22 protein-coding genes and 2 pseudogenes are annotated in these 19,387 nt (G+C 42.2%); 7 read left to right on the top strand and 17 right to left on the bottom strand.

All coding sequences use genetic code 11. The features are described from left to right. Positions 1-190: 190 nt before the first annotated feature. Positions 191-325: pseudogene (locus tag HMPREF1115_RS12380) on the top strand (low temperature requirement protein A); the annotation flags it as partial. A 61-nt stretch (positions 326-386) separates the two neighbouring features. Here HMPREF1115_RS12380 and HMPREF1115_RS06730 read toward each other — a convergent pair. Next, complete coding sequence (locus tag HMPREF1115_RS06730) at positions 387-1,622, bottom strand: carbohydrate-binding domain-containing protein (protein WP_002882289.1); 1,236 nt, start codon at positions 1,620-1,622, stop codon at positions 387-389. 200 nt (positions 1,623-1,822) lie between these two features. Between HMPREF1115_RS06730 and HMPREF1115_RS06725 the strand changes: the two genes are divergently transcribed. Next, positions 1,823-2,599 (top strand): polyphosphate polymerase domain-containing protein, encoded by a 777-nt coding sequence (locus HMPREF1115_RS06725; RefSeq protein ID WP_000803019.1) that lies wholly within the window; start codon positions 1,823-1,825, stop codon positions 2,597-2,599. Continuing rightward, positions 2,592-3,275 (top strand): DUF4956 domain-containing protein, encoded by a 684-nt coding sequence (locus tag HMPREF1115_RS06720; RefSeq protein WP_002882307.1) that lies wholly within the window; start codon positions 2,592-2,594, stop codon positions 3,273-3,275. Before HMPREF1115_RS06725 ends, HMPREF1115_RS06720 begins: the two co-directional genes overlap by 8 nt. Positions 3,276-3,319: 44 nt before the next feature. Here the strand turns inward: HMPREF1115_RS06720 and HMPREF1115_RS06715 are convergent, their stop codons facing one another. Then, positions 3,320-3,883 carry a sugar O-acetyltransferase gene (locus tag HMPREF1115_RS06715; RefSeq protein ID WP_000135701.1) on the bottom strand — a complete coding sequence of 188 codons (564 nt, stop codon included), beginning with the start codon at positions 3,881-3,883 and terminating at the stop codon, positions 3,320-3,322. A gap of 175 nt (positions 3,884-4,058) precedes the next feature. On the opposite strand from HMPREF1115_RS06715, the gene HMPREF1115_RS06710 reads away from it, so the two are divergent. The 3 genes and pseudogenes from HMPREF1115_RS06710 (at position 4,059) to HMPREF1115_RS06705 (ending at position 5,009) form a co-directional block, all read left to right on the top strand. Then, positions 4,059-4,367, top strand: coding sequence for a rhodanese-like domain-containing protein (locus tag HMPREF1115_RS06710; RefSeq protein ID WP_000468869.1), 309 nt, complete (start codon positions 4,059-4,061; stop codon positions 4,365-4,367). Between the two features lie 9 nt (positions 4,368-4,376). Then, positions 4,377-4,723: pseudogene (locus HMPREF1115_RS12355) on the top strand (rhodanese-like domain-containing protein); the annotation flags it as partial. Continuing rightward, positions 4,713-5,009, top strand: coding sequence for a rhodanese-like domain-containing protein (locus tag HMPREF1115_RS06705; protein ID WP_000450164.1), 297 nt, complete (start codon positions 4,713-4,715; stop codon positions 5,007-5,009). The pseudogene HMPREF1115_RS12355 and the gene HMPREF1115_RS06705, both read left to right, overlap by 11 nt. Positions 5,010-5,231: 222 nt before the next feature. Here HMPREF1115_RS06705 and HMPREF1115_RS06700 read toward each other — a convergent pair whose 3' ends face one another. From HMPREF1115_RS06700 to HMPREF1115_RS06630, 15 genes are all read right to left on the bottom strand, one after another. After that, positions 5,232-5,489 (bottom strand): metal-sensitive transcriptional regulator, encoded by a 258-nt coding sequence (locus HMPREF1115_RS06700; protein WP_000185160.1) that lies wholly within the window; start codon positions 5,487-5,489, stop codon positions 5,232-5,234. A 199-nt stretch (positions 5,490-5,688) separates the two neighbouring features. Beyond that, positions 5,689-6,246: a DUF3592 domain-containing protein gene (locus HMPREF1115_RS06695; RefSeq protein WP_001031654.1), complete on the bottom strand. Its 558-nt coding sequence runs from the start codon at positions 6,244-6,246 to the stop codon at positions 5,689-5,691. Positions 6,247-6,321: 75 nt separating this feature from the next. After that, positions 6,322-6,984, bottom strand: a complete 663-nt coding sequence (locus HMPREF1115_RS06690) for a hypothetical protein (RefSeq protein WP_002882304.1) — start codon at positions 6,982-6,984, stop codon at positions 6,322-6,324. Between the two features lie 2 nt (positions 6,985-6,986). Beyond that, complete coding sequence (locus tag HMPREF1115_RS06685) at positions 6,987-7,658, bottom strand: hypothetical protein (protein ID WP_001226100.1); 672 nt, start codon at positions 7,656-7,658, stop codon at positions 6,987-6,989. Between the two features lie 121 nt (positions 7,659-7,779). Then, a complete protein-coding gene (locus HMPREF1115_RS06680) occupies positions 7,780-8,448 on the bottom strand; it encodes a hypothetical protein (protein WP_001226451.1) in 669 nt (222 codons plus the stop codon). A gap of 1 nt (position 8,449) precedes the next feature. Continuing rightward, positions 8,450-9,022, bottom strand: coding sequence for a hypothetical protein (locus HMPREF1115_RS06675; RefSeq protein WP_000381572.1), 573 nt, complete (start codon positions 9,020-9,022; stop codon positions 8,450-8,452). Between the two features lie 301 nt (positions 9,023-9,323). Continuing rightward, positions 9,324-10,178: a VOC family protein gene (locus HMPREF1115_RS06670; RefSeq protein WP_000220450.1), complete on the bottom strand. Its 855-nt coding sequence runs from the start codon at positions 10,176-10,178 to the stop codon at positions 9,324-9,326. Between the two features lie 110 nt (positions 10,179-10,288). Beyond that, positions 10,289-11,326 carry an aldose epimerase family protein gene (locus tag HMPREF1115_RS06665; RefSeq protein ID WP_000649401.1) on the bottom strand — a complete coding sequence of 346 codons (1,038 nt, stop codon included), beginning with the start codon at positions 11,324-11,326 and terminating at the stop codon, positions 10,289-10,291. Between the two features lie 146 nt (positions 11,327-11,472). Next, positions 11,473-12,468: a tagatose-bisphosphate aldolase gene (lacD, locus tag HMPREF1115_RS06660; RefSeq protein WP_002882302.1), complete on the bottom strand. Its 996-nt coding sequence runs from the start codon at positions 12,466-12,468 to the stop codon at positions 11,473-11,475. A 10-nt stretch (positions 12,469-12,478) separates the two neighbouring features. Next, positions 12,479-13,645, bottom strand: coding sequence for an SIS domain-containing protein (locus HMPREF1115_RS06655; RefSeq protein ID WP_000936003.1), 1,167 nt, complete (start codon positions 13,643-13,645; stop codon positions 12,479-12,481). A 104-nt stretch (positions 13,646-13,749) separates the two neighbouring features. After that, positions 13,750-14,154 carry a PTS sugar transporter subunit IIA gene (locus HMPREF1115_RS06650; RefSeq protein ID WP_000045700.1) on the bottom strand — a complete coding sequence of 135 codons (405 nt, stop codon included), beginning with the start codon at positions 14,152-14,154 and terminating at the stop codon, positions 13,750-13,752. A gap of 3 nt (positions 14,155-14,157) precedes the next feature. Next, positions 14,158-14,979, bottom strand: a complete 822-nt coding sequence (locus tag HMPREF1115_RS06645) for a PTS system mannose/fructose/sorbose family transporter subunit IID (protein ID WP_000185284.1) — start codon at positions 14,977-14,979, stop codon at positions 14,158-14,160. Beyond that, complete coding sequence (locus tag HMPREF1115_RS06640) at positions 14,966-15,871, bottom strand: PTS mannose/fructose/sorbose/N-acetylgalactosamine transporter subunit IIC (protein WP_000616996.1); 906 nt, start codon at positions 15,869-15,871, stop codon at positions 14,966-14,968. The genes HMPREF1115_RS06645 and HMPREF1115_RS06640 overlap by 14 nt, the downstream gene beginning before the upstream one ends. Positions 15,872-15,897: 26 nt before the next feature. Further along, positions 15,898-16,374 carry a PTS sugar transporter subunit IIB gene (locus HMPREF1115_RS06635; RefSeq protein WP_000156968.1) on the bottom strand — a complete coding sequence of 159 codons (477 nt, stop codon included), beginning with the start codon at positions 16,372-16,374 and terminating at the stop codon, positions 15,898-15,900. Further along, positions 16,371-18,158, bottom strand: a complete 1,788-nt coding sequence (locus HMPREF1115_RS06630) for a glycoside hydrolase family 35 protein (protein WP_000196613.1) — start codon at positions 18,156-18,158, stop codon at positions 16,371-16,373. The genes HMPREF1115_RS06635 and HMPREF1115_RS06630 overlap by 4 nt, the downstream gene beginning before the upstream one ends. A 322-nt stretch (positions 18,159-18,480) precedes the next feature. On the opposite strand from HMPREF1115_RS06630, the gene HMPREF1115_RS06625 reads away from it, so the two are divergent. Continuing rightward, entirely contained in the window at positions 18,481-19,197 is a 717-nt protein-coding gene (locus tag HMPREF1115_RS06625) for a GntR family transcriptional regulator (protein ID WP_001007181.1), read from the top strand. Positions 19,198-19,387 lie beyond the last annotated feature (190 nt).

Genomic DNA, 19,387 nt, shown 5'->3' with positions numbered 1-19,387 from the left:
ACAGAAGCTATTATAGTGAGTGTTTACTCACTTGTCAAGAAAAAGGGTTAAATTCTTTAAAAAAATAAAACACCAGATTCGTATCTGATGTTTATAATGCACATGTCTTATTTCTAAAAATGTTTTTGAACTTCCTCTCTATACTCCGAAATGGTCTTTCCTGTCCACTTTTTAAAGGCCTATTCTTCCTCTACTTTTCTCAGCCAATCCTACCATCGTCATTGCTATCGCAACTCTAATGACCTTGGCGATGGAAATTCATTTTACTCATTTTTATATGAAACAGACTAAGAAATTTTCAAGACCTAATTGGGAGTTGTTTTAGCTACAATCCATCTCTCAAACATAAAAACTCTCCCTTCTCTTTCGAGAAAGGAGATTCTTTTTTATCCTCGTCCGCCAGGGGCTGGACCTCCGCCTTGAGGGCCTCCATTTGGTCCTCCGCCTCCAGGCATAGAGTTGACGATTTCCGTTTGTTTTTCGCCGTTGAGATAGATATCTCCACCTGTGTAGGTCGCAGTTCCATCAAAATCAAAACCTGTTTGACCAGTCATTTTAATGGTTCCGCCTGTGACTGTGATATTGCCGTTTGAGTCGATTGGGTCTGTGTCCCCTTGGCCGACTTCTACTGTCAGGTTCCCACCGTTCATGGTGAAGAAGATTTCACTCTGTTGGGCGTTTTTATTAGCTGCGTTGACTCCATCATCTGTCGAATAGATGCTAATGTCCCCACCGTTGATAGTGATGGACTTACCTTCAAGTCCTTCTGTCGAATTCTTGACGGTGTAGGTACCACTATCAATAACCAAATCACCTGATGCGTGGATGCCATCATCTCCTGCTGTGACGGTGATGTTGTTGTTGGATAGGTACATGGTTCCGACTGAAGTATCCTCATCATTATCAACTTTGACACCATCTTCCTTGGCATCGATAGTCATGGTCGTACCAGTGATGTTGAGTTCATCATTGACATTAAAGGCATCGCCAACTGCTGTGATGGTATAGGTTCCGCCCGTGATGTGGAGGGTGTCGTTGGCCTTGATCCCGTTGTTCTTCTTGCCATCTACATTGAGAGTTCCTTTCCCGTTGATGGTCAAATCCACCTTAGAAAAGAGAGCTGCGTCTGCTTTTTCGTCGCTGTTAGAGCTTGAGTCAGAGAGACTGTTGGTGGTTCCCTCTGCTAGAGTCAAGTAGACATGGCCAGCTGATGTCGCAGATATAGCTGCATTGGTATTGGTCATGGTCGCACCTTTTAGGACTAGATGAACATCTGCCGACTTATCTGCCTCGATCTTGATCTGCACTCCGTCAGACTGACCTGAAATCACATAGGTTCCAGATTTTGTGATGGTCACTGTTGATTCAGAGACTGTCACCCCATCTCCAGAGACGTTTGCTGATGAGCCAGATAGCTCAATCTTAGAAGCTGTGCTTTCATCATAAGAGGTATCATAGTCCTTCTCTGTAAAATAGGATGATTGGTTTGTCTTTGTTGAAGTTGTTGTGGCACTATTTGTCGTTGCATTGGTATTAGATGTAGTTGTTGACTGGGAACATGCTGCCATCAGCACCATTGCCGTTAAACTCGTTGCGAGTAGGATCCATTTTTTTGATTTCATACCTTTTTCCTCTCCTTCGTATGATATAGCTAGACAGTCTACAGAAGATTTCTGAAACAAAACTAAAACTTTTCTGAAAGTTTCCTTAAATTCAGTTTCAGTTAAGTTTCGCTTAATAAAACTTTTAGAAATGTCCTCTAGACTTGTTCCAAGCAAGTTTACCTTGTTTAATCTATGATTTATCTGAAGGAGAAAGACTTATGAAACCCCTAGAAACAAGCTTTGAACGGATCGAAACCAAGTATATGGTTTCTAAAACAGACCTACACGATTTAATAGAAGATTTGAAAGACTACCTCGTCGAGGACGACTATCCGACTTCTACCATTTCCAATATCTACTTTGACACAGAAGATTTTCAGCTCATCCAAGACTCTCTGCAGGATCAGCATAAGAAGGAAAAAATCCGTATGCGGACCTATCTCGCGCAACCAAGCGCTGACAGCCCCGTCTTTCTAGAAATTAAGTCAAAAGATGATGCCGGTGTCGGTCACAAGCACCGCGTCCTATCCCAGTCAGATACCATCACCCAACTCATCACCAAAGGTTGGGGAGAAGGCCTGATCAAGGATAGCTTTCTGGTAGCAGAGATTCAAAAGCTACGTCAACGCTACAGTGAAGCTCTCAAACCACGTATCTATATTTCTTATGACCGTTTTTCACTAAAAGAAAAAAAGAAAATCCAAGGATTCCCCTACCAGAAAATTCGTGTCACTCTTGACCAAAACATGACCTATCGTGATAAACAGGTCAGCCTATTCGCTGACAAAAAAGGACTACCTCTCTTAGATGAAGATCTGATTATCATGGAAATCAAGGCACCTGGTGACAAACCGCAATGGCTACAGGATATCCTTGATAAGTATGGGCTGGTAGAGCAAAAATTCTCAAAATACTCCTGCGCCTACCATAAATCACAAGGACTGGCCTATGCCCCACAAACTATCGGAGAAAGTGTAGGTAATGCTTATGTCTAATCTTTTTAACTCTATTTTCAACGACGCAACCGCCACTGCTGACCCCCTCCAACTCCTACTCGCCCTTGTCGTCAGCCTTTTTCTAGGACTAGCACTCAGCTGGGCCTATAAACAACGGACTCTTTACACACGGGAATTTGTCATCAGTTTGACCCTTTTACCTTGTTTGATGACGCTGGTTATCTTCCTCGTCAATGGCAGTCTCGGAACGTCGATTGCAGTGGCAGGGACCTTTAGTCTCATTCGTTTCCGTTCTGCCACGAGTGGCTCTCGAGAGCTTATTGCTATCTTTCTAGCCATGATCATCGGTCTGGCGGCAGGGACGGGCTACCTTCTCTTGGCCGTACTCTTCACGGTATTTATCTTAGGTATTTGGCTCCTTTTGGAAAAACATCAGAGCAAGAGCAATCACCAACGTCGTAGACTATTAACCATCACACTTCCCAATAAAGAAGACCGCCTAGATACTATCCAGGTCGCGCTGGATCAATTTTGCACCGAGTCTGACCTCATCTCAGTAGATACCAGCAATGCTGGTGAATCCTTGCAAACAGTCTACGAAGTTGATCTCCATACTCAAGTAGACGACTTTCAACTGACGAGCTACTTGACAAGCAAGATTCCTCAGTGCGATGTCTCCTTGACCAAGAAAGCCAAAAAGAAGAAAAATCTATAAGACTAAGATAAAAATTACAAAAAGAACAGCCTAAGCTGTTCTTTTTAGTTTTCTTTTACTGGGATTTCCTTGATAACACGCGCAGGATTGCCAGCTAGGACGACATTGTCTCCAAAGGACTTGGTAATCACGGCCCCTGCTCCTGCAACGACGTTATTGCCCAGTGTCACTCCAGGAAGAACGATGACGCCACCTCCAGCCCAGAAATTGTCTCCAATGGTGATGGGCTTGCCGTATTCGACCCCTGAATTGCGTTCATCCGGATCCAGTGGATGAAGTGGGGTTAAAAACTGACAGTTTGGGCCAAGCATGGCGTTGTTACCGATGCGAATCGGACAAACATCTAGCATGGTCAAGTTCCAATTAGAATAAAAATTTTCCCCTAGATGAATATTGACCCCATAATCAACCACCAAGCGTGGATTGACATAGAGATTTTCCCCAGTTGACCCAAACCAAGTCTTGATAATATCCGCTCCCTTCAAGGGATCTTCTTCTCGGTTAAAGGTAGACTGTTTTTGGCGAGAAGCCTGCGCCAAGGTCCGTAATTCTGGGTCCGACGGACGGTAAAGTTCCCCTGCTATCATTTTCTGGTATTCGCTAGCCATCTTATCACCTCACACTTACTTTGGACTCATCATATCAAAAAGCCTTTGAAAGGTCAAGAATAGCCTGCTTTCTAGACTCTTGAAACTAATTCCCTCCCAAGTCAAAACAAGTTGCTTGACAAAAGATTTACTTCATGGTTTAATATACCCCATAAGGGTATGTTTGGAGGTGCCTATGTTTCACTTATTATTTACAAAAATTGACAGTATTTCTACCAGCGAGTTAGAAGCTAAACTCAAAGAACCAATTCAGCTACTGGATGTTCGGACGCCTATGGAATTCCGTAGAGGTCATATTAAAAACGCCAAGAATGTCCCTCTAACTGAAATTGGTTCCTATACACCTGCGACAAAAGAAACACTTTATGTCATTTGTCATTCTGGTGTACGAAGCAAACTAGCTGCGAAAAAGCTTAAGAAAAAAGGCTATGATGTTATCAATGTCCGAGGCGGTATGAGTGCTTGGACAGGTAAGGTCATCTAGAAGCATAAAATGGGCTACGCAGCCTTGAACCTTATCGAAGGTCTGAGCGATAATATCCAATGGTGTCAGCTCAAAGACAATCTGACTAAGGGCAAAAATCCCTAGATATACGGACAAGTGGCAAATTTCAGGGGAACGACCCAAGGTCGATACCATCCATATCCCCTAAATGAACTAGGGGAGAGCTTGGATGAACCAGACAAGAACCAAACCTACATCCTTAGCTGCCACAGTGTTTTGCGCAGCTAGATCACAGAGCGTATCCTCTAGCGGCAGGATTTACCGTCCAAAGCCTTGATGGCGCTTATTCACAATATAAAACGGCTAATCCAGAAGGAGTCAAATATGGAAACTAGTATCAGCATGGCTGACTTTTATGAAAAATACCTAAATGAAAATCTAATTCTTATCGATGTACGTGAAGTGCATGAATTCCAAGCAGGACATGCACCAGGTGCCAAAAATCTTCCGTTAAGTACCTTGGAGCAAGGTTACAAAGAACTCAAACCTGACCAGGAATACCATGTCATCTGTCAAGGTGGAGTACGCTCCGCATCTGCTTGTGAATTTCTAAGCGCCCAAGGCCTAACCGTTATCAATGTTGAAGGTGGTATGAATGCTTGGCCCGGTCAAGTAAAATAAGCAAAAAACCGATTAAGGAACTTAATCGGTTTTTTCATTTCTGCAACCCACTGATATAGGGTTCGTAACCCGTCGCTTCTAAAAAATAAGCAACTTTATGGTATCTAAAAAGAGGTTTTCTCATTGGTATTTGGGGGAACTCATCCGTTTGTCCGACATGATTTTTTTATCGAAATAGACTTAAATGCCTTTGTCTGCATTGCTTATCAATAGCAAATTAGTTTATTTCCGTTTAATCAGGTATCGGATGGCCTTTTCTAAGCGTTCCTTTTGAGCCTCGGGGTCGTCTAGTGGTTGGTTGATACAGCCAGTGAGATTTTCAGTAATGATCATCTCAATCACGCGCTCAACGCTAGATTTCACTGCTGTCAACTGCGTAACAATATCTGCGCAGTCACGATCTTCTTCAATCATCTTTTGAATCCCACGCAACTGGCCCTCTGAACGTTTCAAACGTGTTATATACTTCGAGTTTGTCATTGATTTATCCTTGGTCACTTTTTCTTCATTATATCTCGAATAAGGGGCTTTGTCAAAATTCACTTCCTGTCTGTATTTGTAGGAGGCAACCTCTCCTCTGTATCAGATAGAAAAGATTGATAAGCATGGAAATGGAAAAGAAACTCTGTCCTCCTTGAAGCTCGATGGGAAGTCACGTTTCCTTTCAACCAACTGACCTTTATGCGTATATCTTGGACAAATTGGACAAAAAGGCTAGGATCACTATCCCATAGACTAGAACTAGAGCCAGCCCAAATCCGATACCAAACCACTTGTAAAACTTGTCCATTCCGCTGTAACGTTCGACATAGGCCCTGGTCGGCTTGTCTGGATCATACCAGACTGTCAGCTCCGAATGAAGGGGGAAATGGGTCTGCATCAAGCGTTTGAAGGAAACAAAGGAGTTGCTGTAGCGAGTGATCGAAGGCGCTAGCATATCTTCTCTTGTATAGTCCTTTAAAAATTTAGTAGTCCCCCACGGAATTGTGACCGTTTTGAACATAAAATACTGCAAAGTTTTCTTATAAGAAATCCCATCCACCGTGTATTCGACGATAGGTGGATACCCCTCACGAAAACGACTATAGCCGATAACTGTTCCCTGTACGGATGACTTGGCAAGGCGGACCAACTTCTGATCTCGAAGATAGAGATAGAGAAAGGTCCCACACACAAATACAAAAGATAGGAAGATGACGATTGTCCCAACTATCAAACCAATCACTTCTTTATTCATATGAACACCTCCTGTTATTCTATACGGTAAAATCCCAAAACGAACTCGTCCAGAAGGACATTGAAGTCCTCGAGTCTACTCTTCGGATTTTTCTTTTGACTGTTTTTCTCTCAAATCTTTCACAGATTTTGATATGATATCTCTCACCTGTTCGTCAGTAAGTCCTGGAATCTGGTAATAAGGATTATTGGATTCGCTTTTTGACGGTTTTGTTCCTGAACTTTCGGTTTTAGAACTTTGTTCAGTCGAAGACGAGGATTTCGACTCTGAGGAACTGGATTCTTTGGTCTTAGAGGAACTGGACGACTCAGACTCTGAAGACTTGGACGTTTCAGGCGTGTTAAAATCAAGTTTAGGCGGCTTGTTTACTTGGACGTTCGGCTGTTTCACAGGTTTATAGAATAGCCCAAAAGACAACAGTAAGGCTATCAAGATCCCAATACCAGCCAAGGTTCTTTTATTGGCTTCAGCCGAGGGAACCTTTACTCCCTTTGTGCTGAGTATTTTCCATTCTGGATGCTCTTTTTCTATAGCTTTTTTCTGTCTCCTAAGAGGGCCAAGTAGAAAATGATTAAAAGGCACAATCGTTACCATAGCCACCGTTACAAGCGGGACATAATTGGAATGACTTGATACCAGTAGAACATCGAGTATAGCGAGAAGAATGAAGAGGAAACGCCCCACAAACTTACGAACTTGATGCTCTTTTTTGATTTGCAAATATCTCTCTTGTGACATTATCATTCCCTCTTTTCTATTTCTTCCCTAAATATTACTTTCCCCTGTTCATACTTTCGCACAGCTAAGAGCCAGCGGATTGGGTTGTTTTGGAATAAGAAAAGGTACAACAAGGCAGGAAAGAGACCTGCTAAAGGCGAGAAAAAGATTTGTATATCAAATGCCTCTTGCTTATTGAATGAGTCAATAGTGCCCGGAATTGCAGCAGCAAATATTACTATAGTAGTCATAAAAACTAGTAGCATGACAATCATAAAAGCCAACATTTTCGCAAACGTCGCTTTTTTCTCACTAAAATTTTCCCAGAACAAATTTGAATAAACTGCTTCTTTAAACTCTTTCTTTGTTGCTCCTTGGACTCGTTTCACTCCTTTATATAAGGCGACTTCCATCATCCATATAAATCCAAATAGGATAAAGGAAAGACAAAGAATAAAAATAGGAACCATCCCACTATTATAACGAAGGCCTGAGAAAATTGGTATTGCAACAAATCCTCCGAGTAAACCTAACAAAGAGAATATAGCAATTAAAGGAGCAATCCCCCTATTCGATCTCCTAGCCCCTTCTGTATTTAACAAGGCACTCTTATCTGCTACAAGAGCCTCTTTTGTTCGCGTATTATAGTAAACGGCCTTATCACCGCTCTGTCCAATAAAAATTATTTTTCTCATATAAAATCACCACAGTTTTCACTAATCACTATAATCAGAAACTTCAATTTTATCATAGGTTGTTGATAAAACATCACCATCACCAACCACTGGTAATGGTAATAGCGTTTCTCTCGTGTTTCTAGTTCTTCTCTTCCCTAAATAATACTTTCCCCTGCTTGTATTTTCGTACGGCTAAGAGCCAGCGGATTGGGTTGTTTTGGAACAAGAGCAGTACGACACTAATTGGGACGATCGTTGCTCCGATTGGCACCATGAACATAGAGGGCTCAAACCATTCATGTTCATAGTAGGGAATGAAGGTCCCAGGTATGGCAAAGAACACAACAATAACAAAAACAAATAGAAGAACGAGGATAACAAATAAATACAAGATGATTTTATCGACTGTTGGTTCCTTATCCGGAGATTTTTTCCAAAATTTACTACTCTCAACTGCTTCTTTAAACTGCTCTTCACTTGCTGGGACAAGCGACTTAGCCCCACTGTAGAACAGTTTTTCAAATCCATAAACACTTCCGATAAAAACGAAAAGGATAGCGGCTAGATGGATAGGTGCCATCCACTCACTCAATCTAAAGGGCGCTAGCAAGGAACGAAGCCAAATACCGATAATAGCAACTAGCAAGAAAATAAAGAAGACAACCCAAGGCCACTTGGATTTCTTTGAACTGATGGCACCGTCGGTTTCTGAAACGGTGCTAGATTCTGTCGTTAAAGCCTCTCTCGTCCTTGTGTTATAGTAGACGGATTGCAGGTTTCCTTGGCCTATATAAATGATTTTTCTCATCTTACATTTCTCCCTCTTTTCCTCGGCTATCGTCCTGTAATGTCTCTATCAGCTCTTTGAACAGTCGTTTGCGTGTTTTCATCCGAAAATCATAAACTATATATGTAAGAATACCAATCCCTAACATGTACATAAGTAAAAATTGAAAATCAGAAACAGTCAGATAACGATAGGCTGAAAAAATCGTTATTAAAACAAAAATGTAGCCAACTACTGTCAACGCCCTAGATTTTCTCCTAAGTGTTTTGATATTGGCTTTTGTCAGCCGGACTTTTCTAAATCTATCTGTCTTCATGTTGCGTCGGGTAGACTTGGCAAGGAGAATGGTCCCGAAAACCAAAAACAGAGACATCAGGATAAAGAAAATCAGATTGAAAGGGGATGAGACATCTCCAAAGGTTTGGTTGAGCAACTTTGACAGCCGTTGGAAGGAATAGATTGCAATAGGGGCTGCAATGGCTGAATAATTCATGCCTTGTTTTACACCGTAGAATACTTGATTCCCCAAATCATAATAGATAAAAGAGTCCTCCAGAGGGCCCATACTAATTAAATTTTTTACACTTGTGTCCATCTTATTTCTCGTCTCCTAAACTCAATACGGATGTTCAAACAGAGTTCTACTTTCTCTTAAAAGCATCGTGACGACGATTGCGAGTCGTCTAGCTTTTTCGGCATTTGCCTTCCTAGAGAAAGAAAAGTTTATTAGTATTATAGCATGAACCCCCAGAAAAGGGAAAATATCCCCGACCAATGCCTTTGCCAGAGCCAAGAAAGGTTTCGTCATTTCATAAAAAAGCGAACAAATCCGCATTCTAAAAACAGAATGCGAGCTTGTCCGCCTTTTTCTATGTATATGATGCGTTTTCCTCATCTCATCGTTCCAAGCGAATGCGAGTCACAATCCCATCTGGGTCTACAAGATCCAACTCACTCGAATTTAGCCACTTGATCGGTGCTTCTAGCTCTTGTGCTTGCCGAACGATGTCCAAGAGTTCTTCCTTGCTTTCGACCTCAAGGACATAGTAGGCCAAGCCTGGCAAGCCTTGCTCACGCGGAGCCAGCCCTTTTCCAGCCCATTCGTTGACAGCCAGGTGGTGATGGTACTGACCAGCCGCTATCCAACTAGCACTAGGAATGCTAAATTTATCTTCTAGTCCTAACACCTTTTGATAAAACTGGCTCGCCGCATGGCTATCCTTCACCGATAGATGGATATGCCCCATTCTCGTCCCTTCAGCTAGGATAAAGGGATCCACCTTTTCCCCTAACTCATAGATGTCCTGTGCCGCAAGGGCTTCGGTCACACCGATAATGCGACCGTCTTCTCGAATATCCCATGAAGACACTGGCTTATCACGGTAGAGTTCAATGCCATTTCCTTCCAAATCCTCTAGATAAATAGCCTCACTGTATCCATGATCTGCACCCCCAACCAGAGGAATCCGCAAATCACTTAGGTGTTTCAAGACATCTGCCAAGGCTTTTCGTGTCGGCAACAAAATCGCCAGATGGTAGAGCCCATAATGCTCCCTTACTTCGCCAGACTTTTCTGCCTGAATCAAGTGAACCAAGGCTTTTCGACCAAGTCCCAAAATCGCTTCTGTCTCTGTTTGGGATAAAATCTCCAAGCCAATAATCTGGTGATAAAAAGCCGTTTGACTCGTCAAATCCTTGACATTTAAAACCGCCTCTGCTAGATAAATGTGGCTTTGGTATGCATAAGTCATAGGGTTTCTCCTTTTATTTGTTGTAACTTTATGTATTACATCAATTATACACTATTGAGATAAAATGTCAACGAAGACAACTCAAAAGAGCTGGAAACCAGCTCTTCTTTTTATTTGACAACAAGCTCGTAGCGAGTTTTGCTGGTGAAAGTTTCCCCTGCTTTGAGAATGACTTGGTCTTTGAGGTCACTGTGAATGGCATCTGGTAAAGCTTGCGCTTCAAGGGCAATCCCATTGTGTTGCACCATTGGCTGGCCTCCGATGATGACACTCTCATCCACAAAGTTTGCTGTATAGACCACAAGGCAAGGGGCCTCTGTCTTGAACAGCAGGAAACGACCTGAGTTTTGGTCATAAAGGAAACCAGCATTGACATGACCTGCAGGAAGGGCAAATGGGTGATCCAAACCAGATACCAACTGGATTTGCTCATCTTCCTCTGCAAAGATGTCCTTCAACAAAGCTCCATTGTAGATGTGTTTAACCACATCACGAGTAGCATCTGGAGTCTTTGTCGGAACACCGTCGGGAGCGATTGGGTAAATGCCCTCCGTATTTAGTTGGAAGACATGGCGGTCAACTGTCTGCGTGAAATCACCAGATAAGTTGAAATAGCTGTGGTTGGTTGGATTGACAAGCGTATCCTGATCTGTCGTTACCTTGTAGCTGACTTCGTAGGCACCAGTTTCTTCCAAGTGATAGCTGATCCAGATCTTGAGATTACCAGGAAATCCTCCTGTCCCATCTGTACGCTCTGTGTAGAGGGTCAAGCCATGGTCGCTTACCTCAGTCAATTCAAACAAGCTCGCATCCCAACCTGTTGAGCCACTGTGGTTACAGTTGCTAGCGTTGTTGACTTCAAGATTATAGGTCTGACCATTGAGCTCAAATGTTGCACCTGCAATACGACCCGCTACAGGACCCACACTAGCTCCATGCTTGGGACTATTGCCTACATAGCTTTCAAAATCATCAAAGCCCAAGATAACATTGGCAAAATTTCCAGCCTTGTCAGGTGTGACATAGCGCAAAATGGTCGCACCATAGGTCATGACTTCAAGCTGGTAACCACCATCAGTCTCAAAGCGATAAGCCAAGACATCCTTGCCCTCATGATTTCCAAATACACGTTCTGTGTATGCTTTCATTCTTCTCTCCTTTGATCCATTTCTCTTAAGTAAACAAACCATAGAGAGTGTCTCACCATCTATGGTTGTAGTTTCTATTTTCAGAATCCTTTGTCAGAAAACCTTAAGTAGCTTCTTAACAAAAGGGTATTCTTCTATTCTTGTTTTTATGCTTCCACACGTTCTTTCCATGAAGTCGCTGTTGTTTGAAGAACCTTGTTGAGTTCGTCAATGTTCTCAAATCCAGTTGTGCGTAGCCATTCACGAGCTGCTGCTTCACCGTCTTTGATGTAGGCTTCAACTGATCCAGCCCAAGTTGCACGGCCGCAAAGAACACCGTTGAAGTTTGCGCCTGATTCGTGAGCAAAGACAAGGGTTTCTTGGAAGAGTTTAGCTGATACACCCGCACTTAAGTAGATGTAAGGAAGATTTGTTGCTTCGTCTTGCGCTTTGAAGAAAGCTGCTGCTTCTTCGCGTGTATGCACGATTTCACCATCGCTAAATCCTTCAACATATTTAACATTGACTGGAACTTCTACTTTCAAGACATCGATGTTAAAGCGTGGGTCTGAGAAGACTTTCATGGCACCGATAACCTTGTGAGGTTTCACTTTAGCGTATTCTGCAGAACCTGCGTCAGCGATTTTTTCATCGTAAGCCAAGATTTCAAGGAAGAATGGAATGTCTTCTGCCACACACTCAGAACCAATGCGTTCGATGTAGGCTTGTTTTTGCTGGTTGAGTTCGTCAGAGCTATCTACGTCATAGTAAAGCAAGAACTTGACAGCATCTGCACCTTGTTCCTTGATGCGTTTGGCAGACCAAACATCCAAGCAGTCAGGCAAGCGTTTAGTGCTTGTTGTGTCGTAGCCAGTTTTCTCATAAGCAAGGAGAAGACCAGCATTAGCATCAAGCGCTTTTGTAGCTGGGAGACCATACTCTGGGTCTAGAAGCATAGAGGATGCGTATTTTGTCAATTCATCTGCAACCAATACTTTGAGTTCTTCCATTTGAGCCACTGTTGGCTCTTCTGTTTGGTATTGAGCCATGAGGCGTTTCAAAGCACCACGTTGGTCAAAGGCAAGAGCTGAGATAATGCCGTTCTCGTCAGAGAGTTTTTGTAAGCAAGCTACTTTATTGGGACTTAATTGTAATTTACTCATAGATACTTCCTTATTTTTGATAGTCATGAATGATCACACCTTGTACCACACGGTTTACTGTACCTGTAGGAGACGGTGTATCTGGTTTATTTTCTACCTTGAGTGAAGTCAATAGAGCAAAGAGTTGGGCATAAACGATGTAAGGGAAGACACGGTAAATATCGTTCAAGACACCGCCACAACCAAGTGCTACTTCTTTGACATTTTCAAGACCAAAGGCTTGATCACTCAAGAGCACAACACGACGAGCAATCTGATCACCAGCCACTTCACGAACCAAGTCCAAGTCGTACTTGCGAGTGTAGTCTGTCGTTGTACCAAAGACCAAAACAACTGTATCTTCGTTGATCAGTGATTTTGGACCGTGACGGAAGCCGACTGGGCTTTCATACATGGTCGCAACTTGACCAGCTGTTAATTCCAAAATCTTGAGCTGAGCTTCATGAGCAAGTCCAAAGAAAGGACCAGCGCCCAGGTAGATAACACGGTTAAAGTCAAGGTCTACAAGCTCTTTGACATCTGCTGCATTGTCTAGAACCTTACGCGCAAGACTAGTCACAACTTCAAAACGTTTAGCTTTCACAGCAAATTCTGTAGGATCAAAGACCAAGAGAGCTATCAACATCATAGACGTAAAGCTAGAAGTCATGGCAAACCCTGCGTCATTAGAGGCAGCTGGTTGCAAGAGCAAGAGATTGCGGTCATCACCATGGGCTTGAAGCGCTAATTTCCCTTCTGCAGCACATGTAATGGTCACTTGATAGAGGTCATCCACCAAGGCTTTGGCCAAATCAACCGTCGCGACACTTTCAGGTGAGTTCCCACTACGAGCAAAAGATACAAGGACAGTTGCCACATCTTTTTTCAGATAGGTTTCTGGATTGGCAACAATATCAGTTGTCGCAATGGCATTGAAATTCCATTTGCGTTCGTCATAGACTTCCTTAAAGTATGGTACCAAGGTATCTCCCACATAAGCAGAAGTACCAGCACCCGTCAAGATGACCTTGATATAGTCATGTTTATCAGCGATACCTTTCAGAAAGGCTGCAATTTCTTCCCGTTTCGCTTGGTAGGCTTCAAAAGCTTCTTTCCATACATCAGGCTGTTGGTAGATTTCACGAGTCGTAATTTCTGCACCCAGTTCAAGTAATTCTTCTTTTGTGTAATTTAGCATAGAGTTCCTCTAATCTATTGTTGTTTCATTCCTATTGAAAATATGGGAATGGGAGTGACTCCCATTCCCATGTATATTCTATATAAGATGCTCTAAGTCACATCTTATTCATCTTCGTCATCATCGAAGCCCGCTAACAAATCATTGACTTTCACAATGCTTTCTGCAGCACGGCTCTTGTAGTCCGCATCTGCACCTGTAAGGCTGGCATTGATAAATTCAATCACCATTGGAAGATTCATCCCTGCGTAGAGTTCAATGTCGCGACCTTCCATAATCAAACGGCTTACCACGTTACATGGTGTTCCACCGAGAAGGTCCGCAAAGACTAGGAAATCATCCAATCCTTCGATAGCAGCTTCAAATTTTGCAGTAAATTCTTCTGGGCCATCTTCTGGAAGAAGAGCCACTGCATGAATGTTGTCCTGTGGACCCATGATCATTTCAGTGCTACCTTTAAGTTCTTCACAGAAACGACCATGACTCACCAAAATTAATGATTTGCTCATAAATTATGCGCCCATTCCAAGCAAGAATTTACCGATGAATGAAAGACCTACTGCAAGAACGATAATGATACCGATCGCTTTAGTAGAGTTCATACCTTTCTTACCAAGCAACCAGAAGATAAAGGCAGTAAAGATTGCTGGAAGCAAGCGTGGGAAGATTGAGTTCAAGATGTCTTGGAAGTCAATCATCTTTTCACCGATTGGCAATTTGTAAGAAATGTCAAAGTTGATCATTGTTGCTACAAGAGCACCCATCATGAAGACACCAAGTACAGATGCAGCGTCAATCAAAGCTGTCAAGGTACTTTGCATGTTGTTGATAAGGTTAACCCCTTCTTTGTAGGCAAATTCCAATTGTTTCCAACGGAAGATGTCATATGCAACTGCAACTGCGATCCAAAGGAAGATACCCCATGGTTGGCCAGCGATAGCCATAGTTGCTGCGATAGATCCCATGATAGCAGGTACAAGTGAACCAAAGATTGTGTCTCCAAGAGGAGCGAATGGTCCCATCAAACCTGTCTTGATACCGTTAACGGCATCTTTTGAACCTACACCATCTTTTTCTTCCATGGCAAGGTCAAAACCAGCGATAATTGTGTGGAAGAATGGAGAAGTATTGAAGAATTGAGTATGAACTTTCATCATTTCTTTCAATTCAGGAGTTCCATCCCCATACATTTTACGCAATTGAGGCAAGATCATGTAAAGGTAGCCAGAAGCTTGCATACGTTCGTAGTTCCAACCTAATTGGAAAGTAAACAAGCTACGTTTGTTGATTTGATTAAAATCTTCTTTTGTAAGTTTGTAATTAGAATTCGTCATCTTCGATTTCCCCACTTTCTGATGGTGTAGAAGGTGCTGCTACAGCTACTTTTTGGCTGTTCTTAAAGTGAACAACTGCAAGGAAGATACCTACGATAGAGATACCAATCATAGACAAACCTTTGAAGTTGTTAGCAAAGCCAATCTTTTCAGCAACATCAGCAGGAAGAGTACCAAGGATACCCGCAACAGCTCCACCAAGACCTGTTACATATGAGTAAAGAACAGTCAACATAGCTGTCAAACCGAATCCCATTGCAAGGTAGTGAAGGTTACGTTTAACTGGAAGGTAACGAAGCAAGATAGCGAATCCAAGACCTGGAAGCATACGACCTGCAAGTGTCAAACCGTCTGCAACCCATTGGTATTCTTTAACAAGGTTTACAACACCTTGTACGAATTCTCCACCAAAAGCAAGGGCGAAGAATACTGGAAGGGCACGAGAAAGAGCCCATGGAAGCGCACCAAGTAGGTAGTTGCGTTCGATACCATTGTAGTCAAAGCGTTCGATCGCAGCATCAATGCGGTGTGCAAAGAATGTAGTAGTCATACGTCCAAGAACGTCGAAGTATGTCAAAAGTGCTGCTACTGGTACAGCGATTGTTGTAATCGCAAGATCTGTATCAATACCTTGAGAGATAGAGAATGCTGTTGCAAGAACCGCACCAGAAGTTGCGTCGATACGAGAAGCACCACCGAAGGTACCAACCCCGAGAACGAACAACTGCAAGCTACCACCGATAAACAAACCAGTTGTCACATCTCCCATGATCAAACCAGTAATGAAACCAGCGAATACAGGGGAACCTGCAGATGAAACGATTGTCAACTCATCACAGATTTGATAAGCTGAGTACAAAGTGAGAAGTAAAATTTGCCACCATTGTATCATAACAATGACCTCCTAAAAATTTTTTCCTATTTTAATAAGCTCAAAAAGTCTGAAACTGGATCATTTGGAACCATTTGAGCAGTGAGTTTCACACCTTTTTCTGCTAGTTTGTGGAAATCTTCCACATCCTTGTCTACCACGTTGATAGAACGTGTGATAGAGCGAGTTTCTGGTGTTTGAGACATATTACCAACGTTGAGTGTTTCAAGCGGAACACCTGCTTCGACCAAACCAAGGAAACGGTCTGGTTTACGTGCAACGATAAAGAGACGTTGGCTATCGTATTTACCAGCAAGGATATTTGCTGCTGCTTTCTCAACTGGCAAGATACTGAGTTTCACACCTGGTGGTGTCGCAAGTTTCAAACCACTCTTTTCAATATCGTTGTTAACAACTTCGTCGTCTACAACCATAATGCGTGAAACATTTAGTTTTCCAGCCCAAAGATTGGCTACTTGACCGTGGATCAAACGTCCATCGATACGGCATCCTACAATTGTCATAAGTTTTCCCCCTTTATGTGTTTTAGTGTAGGTTTACGAGTTAAATGAATCTCTTCTTTATATTCGCCCTCAGTTTCAAAGATGATGATGCGGTTAGCACCTTCCTTGAGATAGCTATGAGGGATATAAAGTGAGAGGGTCGGGCCGACGTTCCAGAAACGTCCTAAGTGACGCCCGTTGACAAAGGCAACTCCCTTACCAAACTCAGACAAGTCTAAGTAGGTATCCTTCGGCTCTTCAACAGTAAAGTTGAAAGCGTAAAAGGCTGGTTGTCCTTCTGTCCATCCTTTTGAAAAATCAATCTTCTCAGGATTATCCAGTGGCAGTGGATATTGTTTCCAATTCAGTAAGAAATGTAGATCTTTGCAGACACCTGTACGAATTCCTTTACGTTGCGTATCTGCCAAGAACTTATGACCGTAGTTGACACGCCCCATATTTTCAATCAAGATGTCAATCTCTGAAAAGCCTTCTCGGTTGCCCTGACAGTAGATGTCTTCACCAATCTCTGTCTGGTATTGAGTAGCAATCCATTGACCATCTACAAAGAGTTGAGCTCGATCACGTCCATCGATGATACGGAGGCGTTCCTCTTCTGCATCCCAACTTGCCTCAGTGCGGTAGAGAAGGTAGCCATAACTTTGACCAAGTTCTTCCATCGCTTTTGGATAGAGGCTTTCAGTAGGACTGGAGAGACTATCCAGAGTTTCAAACAAGGAAACTTTTTCGACCAATGGAATGGACCCTAGCTCCATGCTTTCCTTATAGAGTGGTTCCAACTGTGGATACTCTGGGAAGTGGGTTGCCATCATCTTCTTGACTGCTAGGTATTTAGCAGTTGGATTTCCTTCTTCATCGAGAAGGGCATCATAGTCGTAAGATGTGACTTGTGGCAAATCCAGAGTTCCTCGAGCCGAGCAACCATTCATGAAACCAAAGTTTGTTCCGCCATGGAACATATAAAGGTTGATGGAGCCTTGCTCTAACACCTCTCGAACAGCTTCTGCCAATTCTTTAGGATCACGAGTGATGATGGGTTCTTTCCAACGGTTAAACCAGCCATCCCAGAATTCCATACACATGAGAGGCCATTTTTTGCCATACTCATCAAAGAATTCCTGCATCTGTGAAAAGTTATACGGAGCTTTAGAACCGAAGTTCCCTGTCACAAAGAGGTCGTCTTCGATCAAGGTTCCGGCCTTCAGAGTAGCCCTCCATGGACCATCTGAAGTAAAGAGTGGGCAATCAATCCCTCGGTCTTCCATCAATTTCCGAATCGCTCGTAGATAAGACTTATCTTCTCCATAAGAGCCATATTCATTTTCGACTTGCATCATGAGAATGTTTCCGCCATTATCCAGCAAGCGAGGCACAAGCCTTGGCAATAATTGGTCATAATAGCGAGCAACAGCCTCGATGTAGGCCGGGTCGGACGAGCGAATTCGCACGTCCTTGGTCAAGAGCCAAGCCGGCAAGCCACCAAATTCCCATTCCGCACAGATAAATGGAGACGGGCGTACAATGGCATAGAGACCCAAATCTTGTGCAATTTGAAGAAATCTCTCCAAATTTCTGGCACCTTCAAAATCAAACTCCCCTTCAACAGGTTCGTGTAAATTCCAAGCTACATAGGTCTCGACTGTATTAAAGCCAAGCGCCTTTAAGTTATAGAGAGAATGATACCAATCCTCTGCTGGAATCCTAAAATAATGAATGGCGCCGGACAAAATCTTGAACGGTTTTTCGTCTAAATAGAAATCGTCCTCAATTTTAAATCTGGTCATGTTATTACCTCTGACGAATTAAGTTTGCGCTTTCATTTATTATAATATTAACTATAATCAAATCTTTTGCATTTGTCAATAGGTTTTTAGAAAATTATTTAAAATTTTTCTATTTTTTTACTTACCGTTTACCGAAATTATCTAAAAATAGCATGAAAACGATCTTTTTATGTATGATAATTCACAAGAACATCAAATGAATTTTTTTACATGTAAAATAACATTTTTAGTCTATTATTTTAATTTTTTGACCTTAATACTACTCTTTTCTTTATATTTGTGGTAAAATCAAAATTGGAGAAAGAGAATCGAGGTGAAATTTATGGCTATTCCTAAATACCAATATATTAAAGATGAATTAAAAAACAAAATCATCTCTGGTCAATTTGCAAGTGGAGATAAATTTTATACAGAAGCCGAATTGATCGCGATGTACGATGTGAGTTCAATCACAGTTGTTCGTGCCTTGAACGACCTTGCTAAAGACGGCTACATTGTCCGCCAACAAGGTAAAGGTACTTTCGTTTCACGTGCCCGCAAGCACAAACTCGTTGAGTTTTCAGATGTCGAAATCTTTGAAACAAAAGACGATAAAGTTACTGTCCTTTCTATCGAGCGCGGAAACAAACTTGAATATTTAGATAAACTTGGACTGCGTGGAGATCAATTCTACTATAAGATTGAACGTATTCGTCAGACAAACGATGTGACATACATCTACCACACATCTTATATTCCTGAACAATACATCAATGCCAACTATCCAAATCTTGATTATTATAGCTCTATCTATACACGTTTCAAATTGGATTACCGCATTCACATGAGTGATGAACATTTTGAGGAAATCAACGAAATCGCATTCCCAACACCAGAGCATGCTGCTTCTGTACTCGGAATCGATACACAATTCCCAACTGTCTTCCAAACGAAGACTACAAAACTTGAGGCCACTGGCCAAGTCCTTGCCTATAGTGAAACTTATAAGCGAGCAGACTACTACAAAATCAAATTCATCTCATGCAACCGAGGTCATTAAGAAAAAGCCTGAGCCTAGCTCAGGCTTTTTCTATATTCATTATAGCACGAGAAAGAAGTTGGGAAAACGCTATAAAGGTCTCTTATTTAATTAGTAGCATTTTTACTAAAAACAAGGTAAAATTTCGTTTGGTTTTTCCTCTATTTTATGCCTTATTAGCAAATTTCTCCTAAATCTTATGATTTCCTCT

This window comes from Streptococcus oralis SK610 (genome assembly GCF_000257455.1).
In the GTDB taxonomy this organism is placed as follows: Bacteria; Bacillota; Bacilli; order Lactobacillales; family Streptococcaceae; genus Streptococcus; species Streptococcus oralis_CB.
The sequence above is the reverse complement of the archived record's forward strand: the minus strand, read 5'-3'. Positions and strand labels throughout refer to the sequence as shown.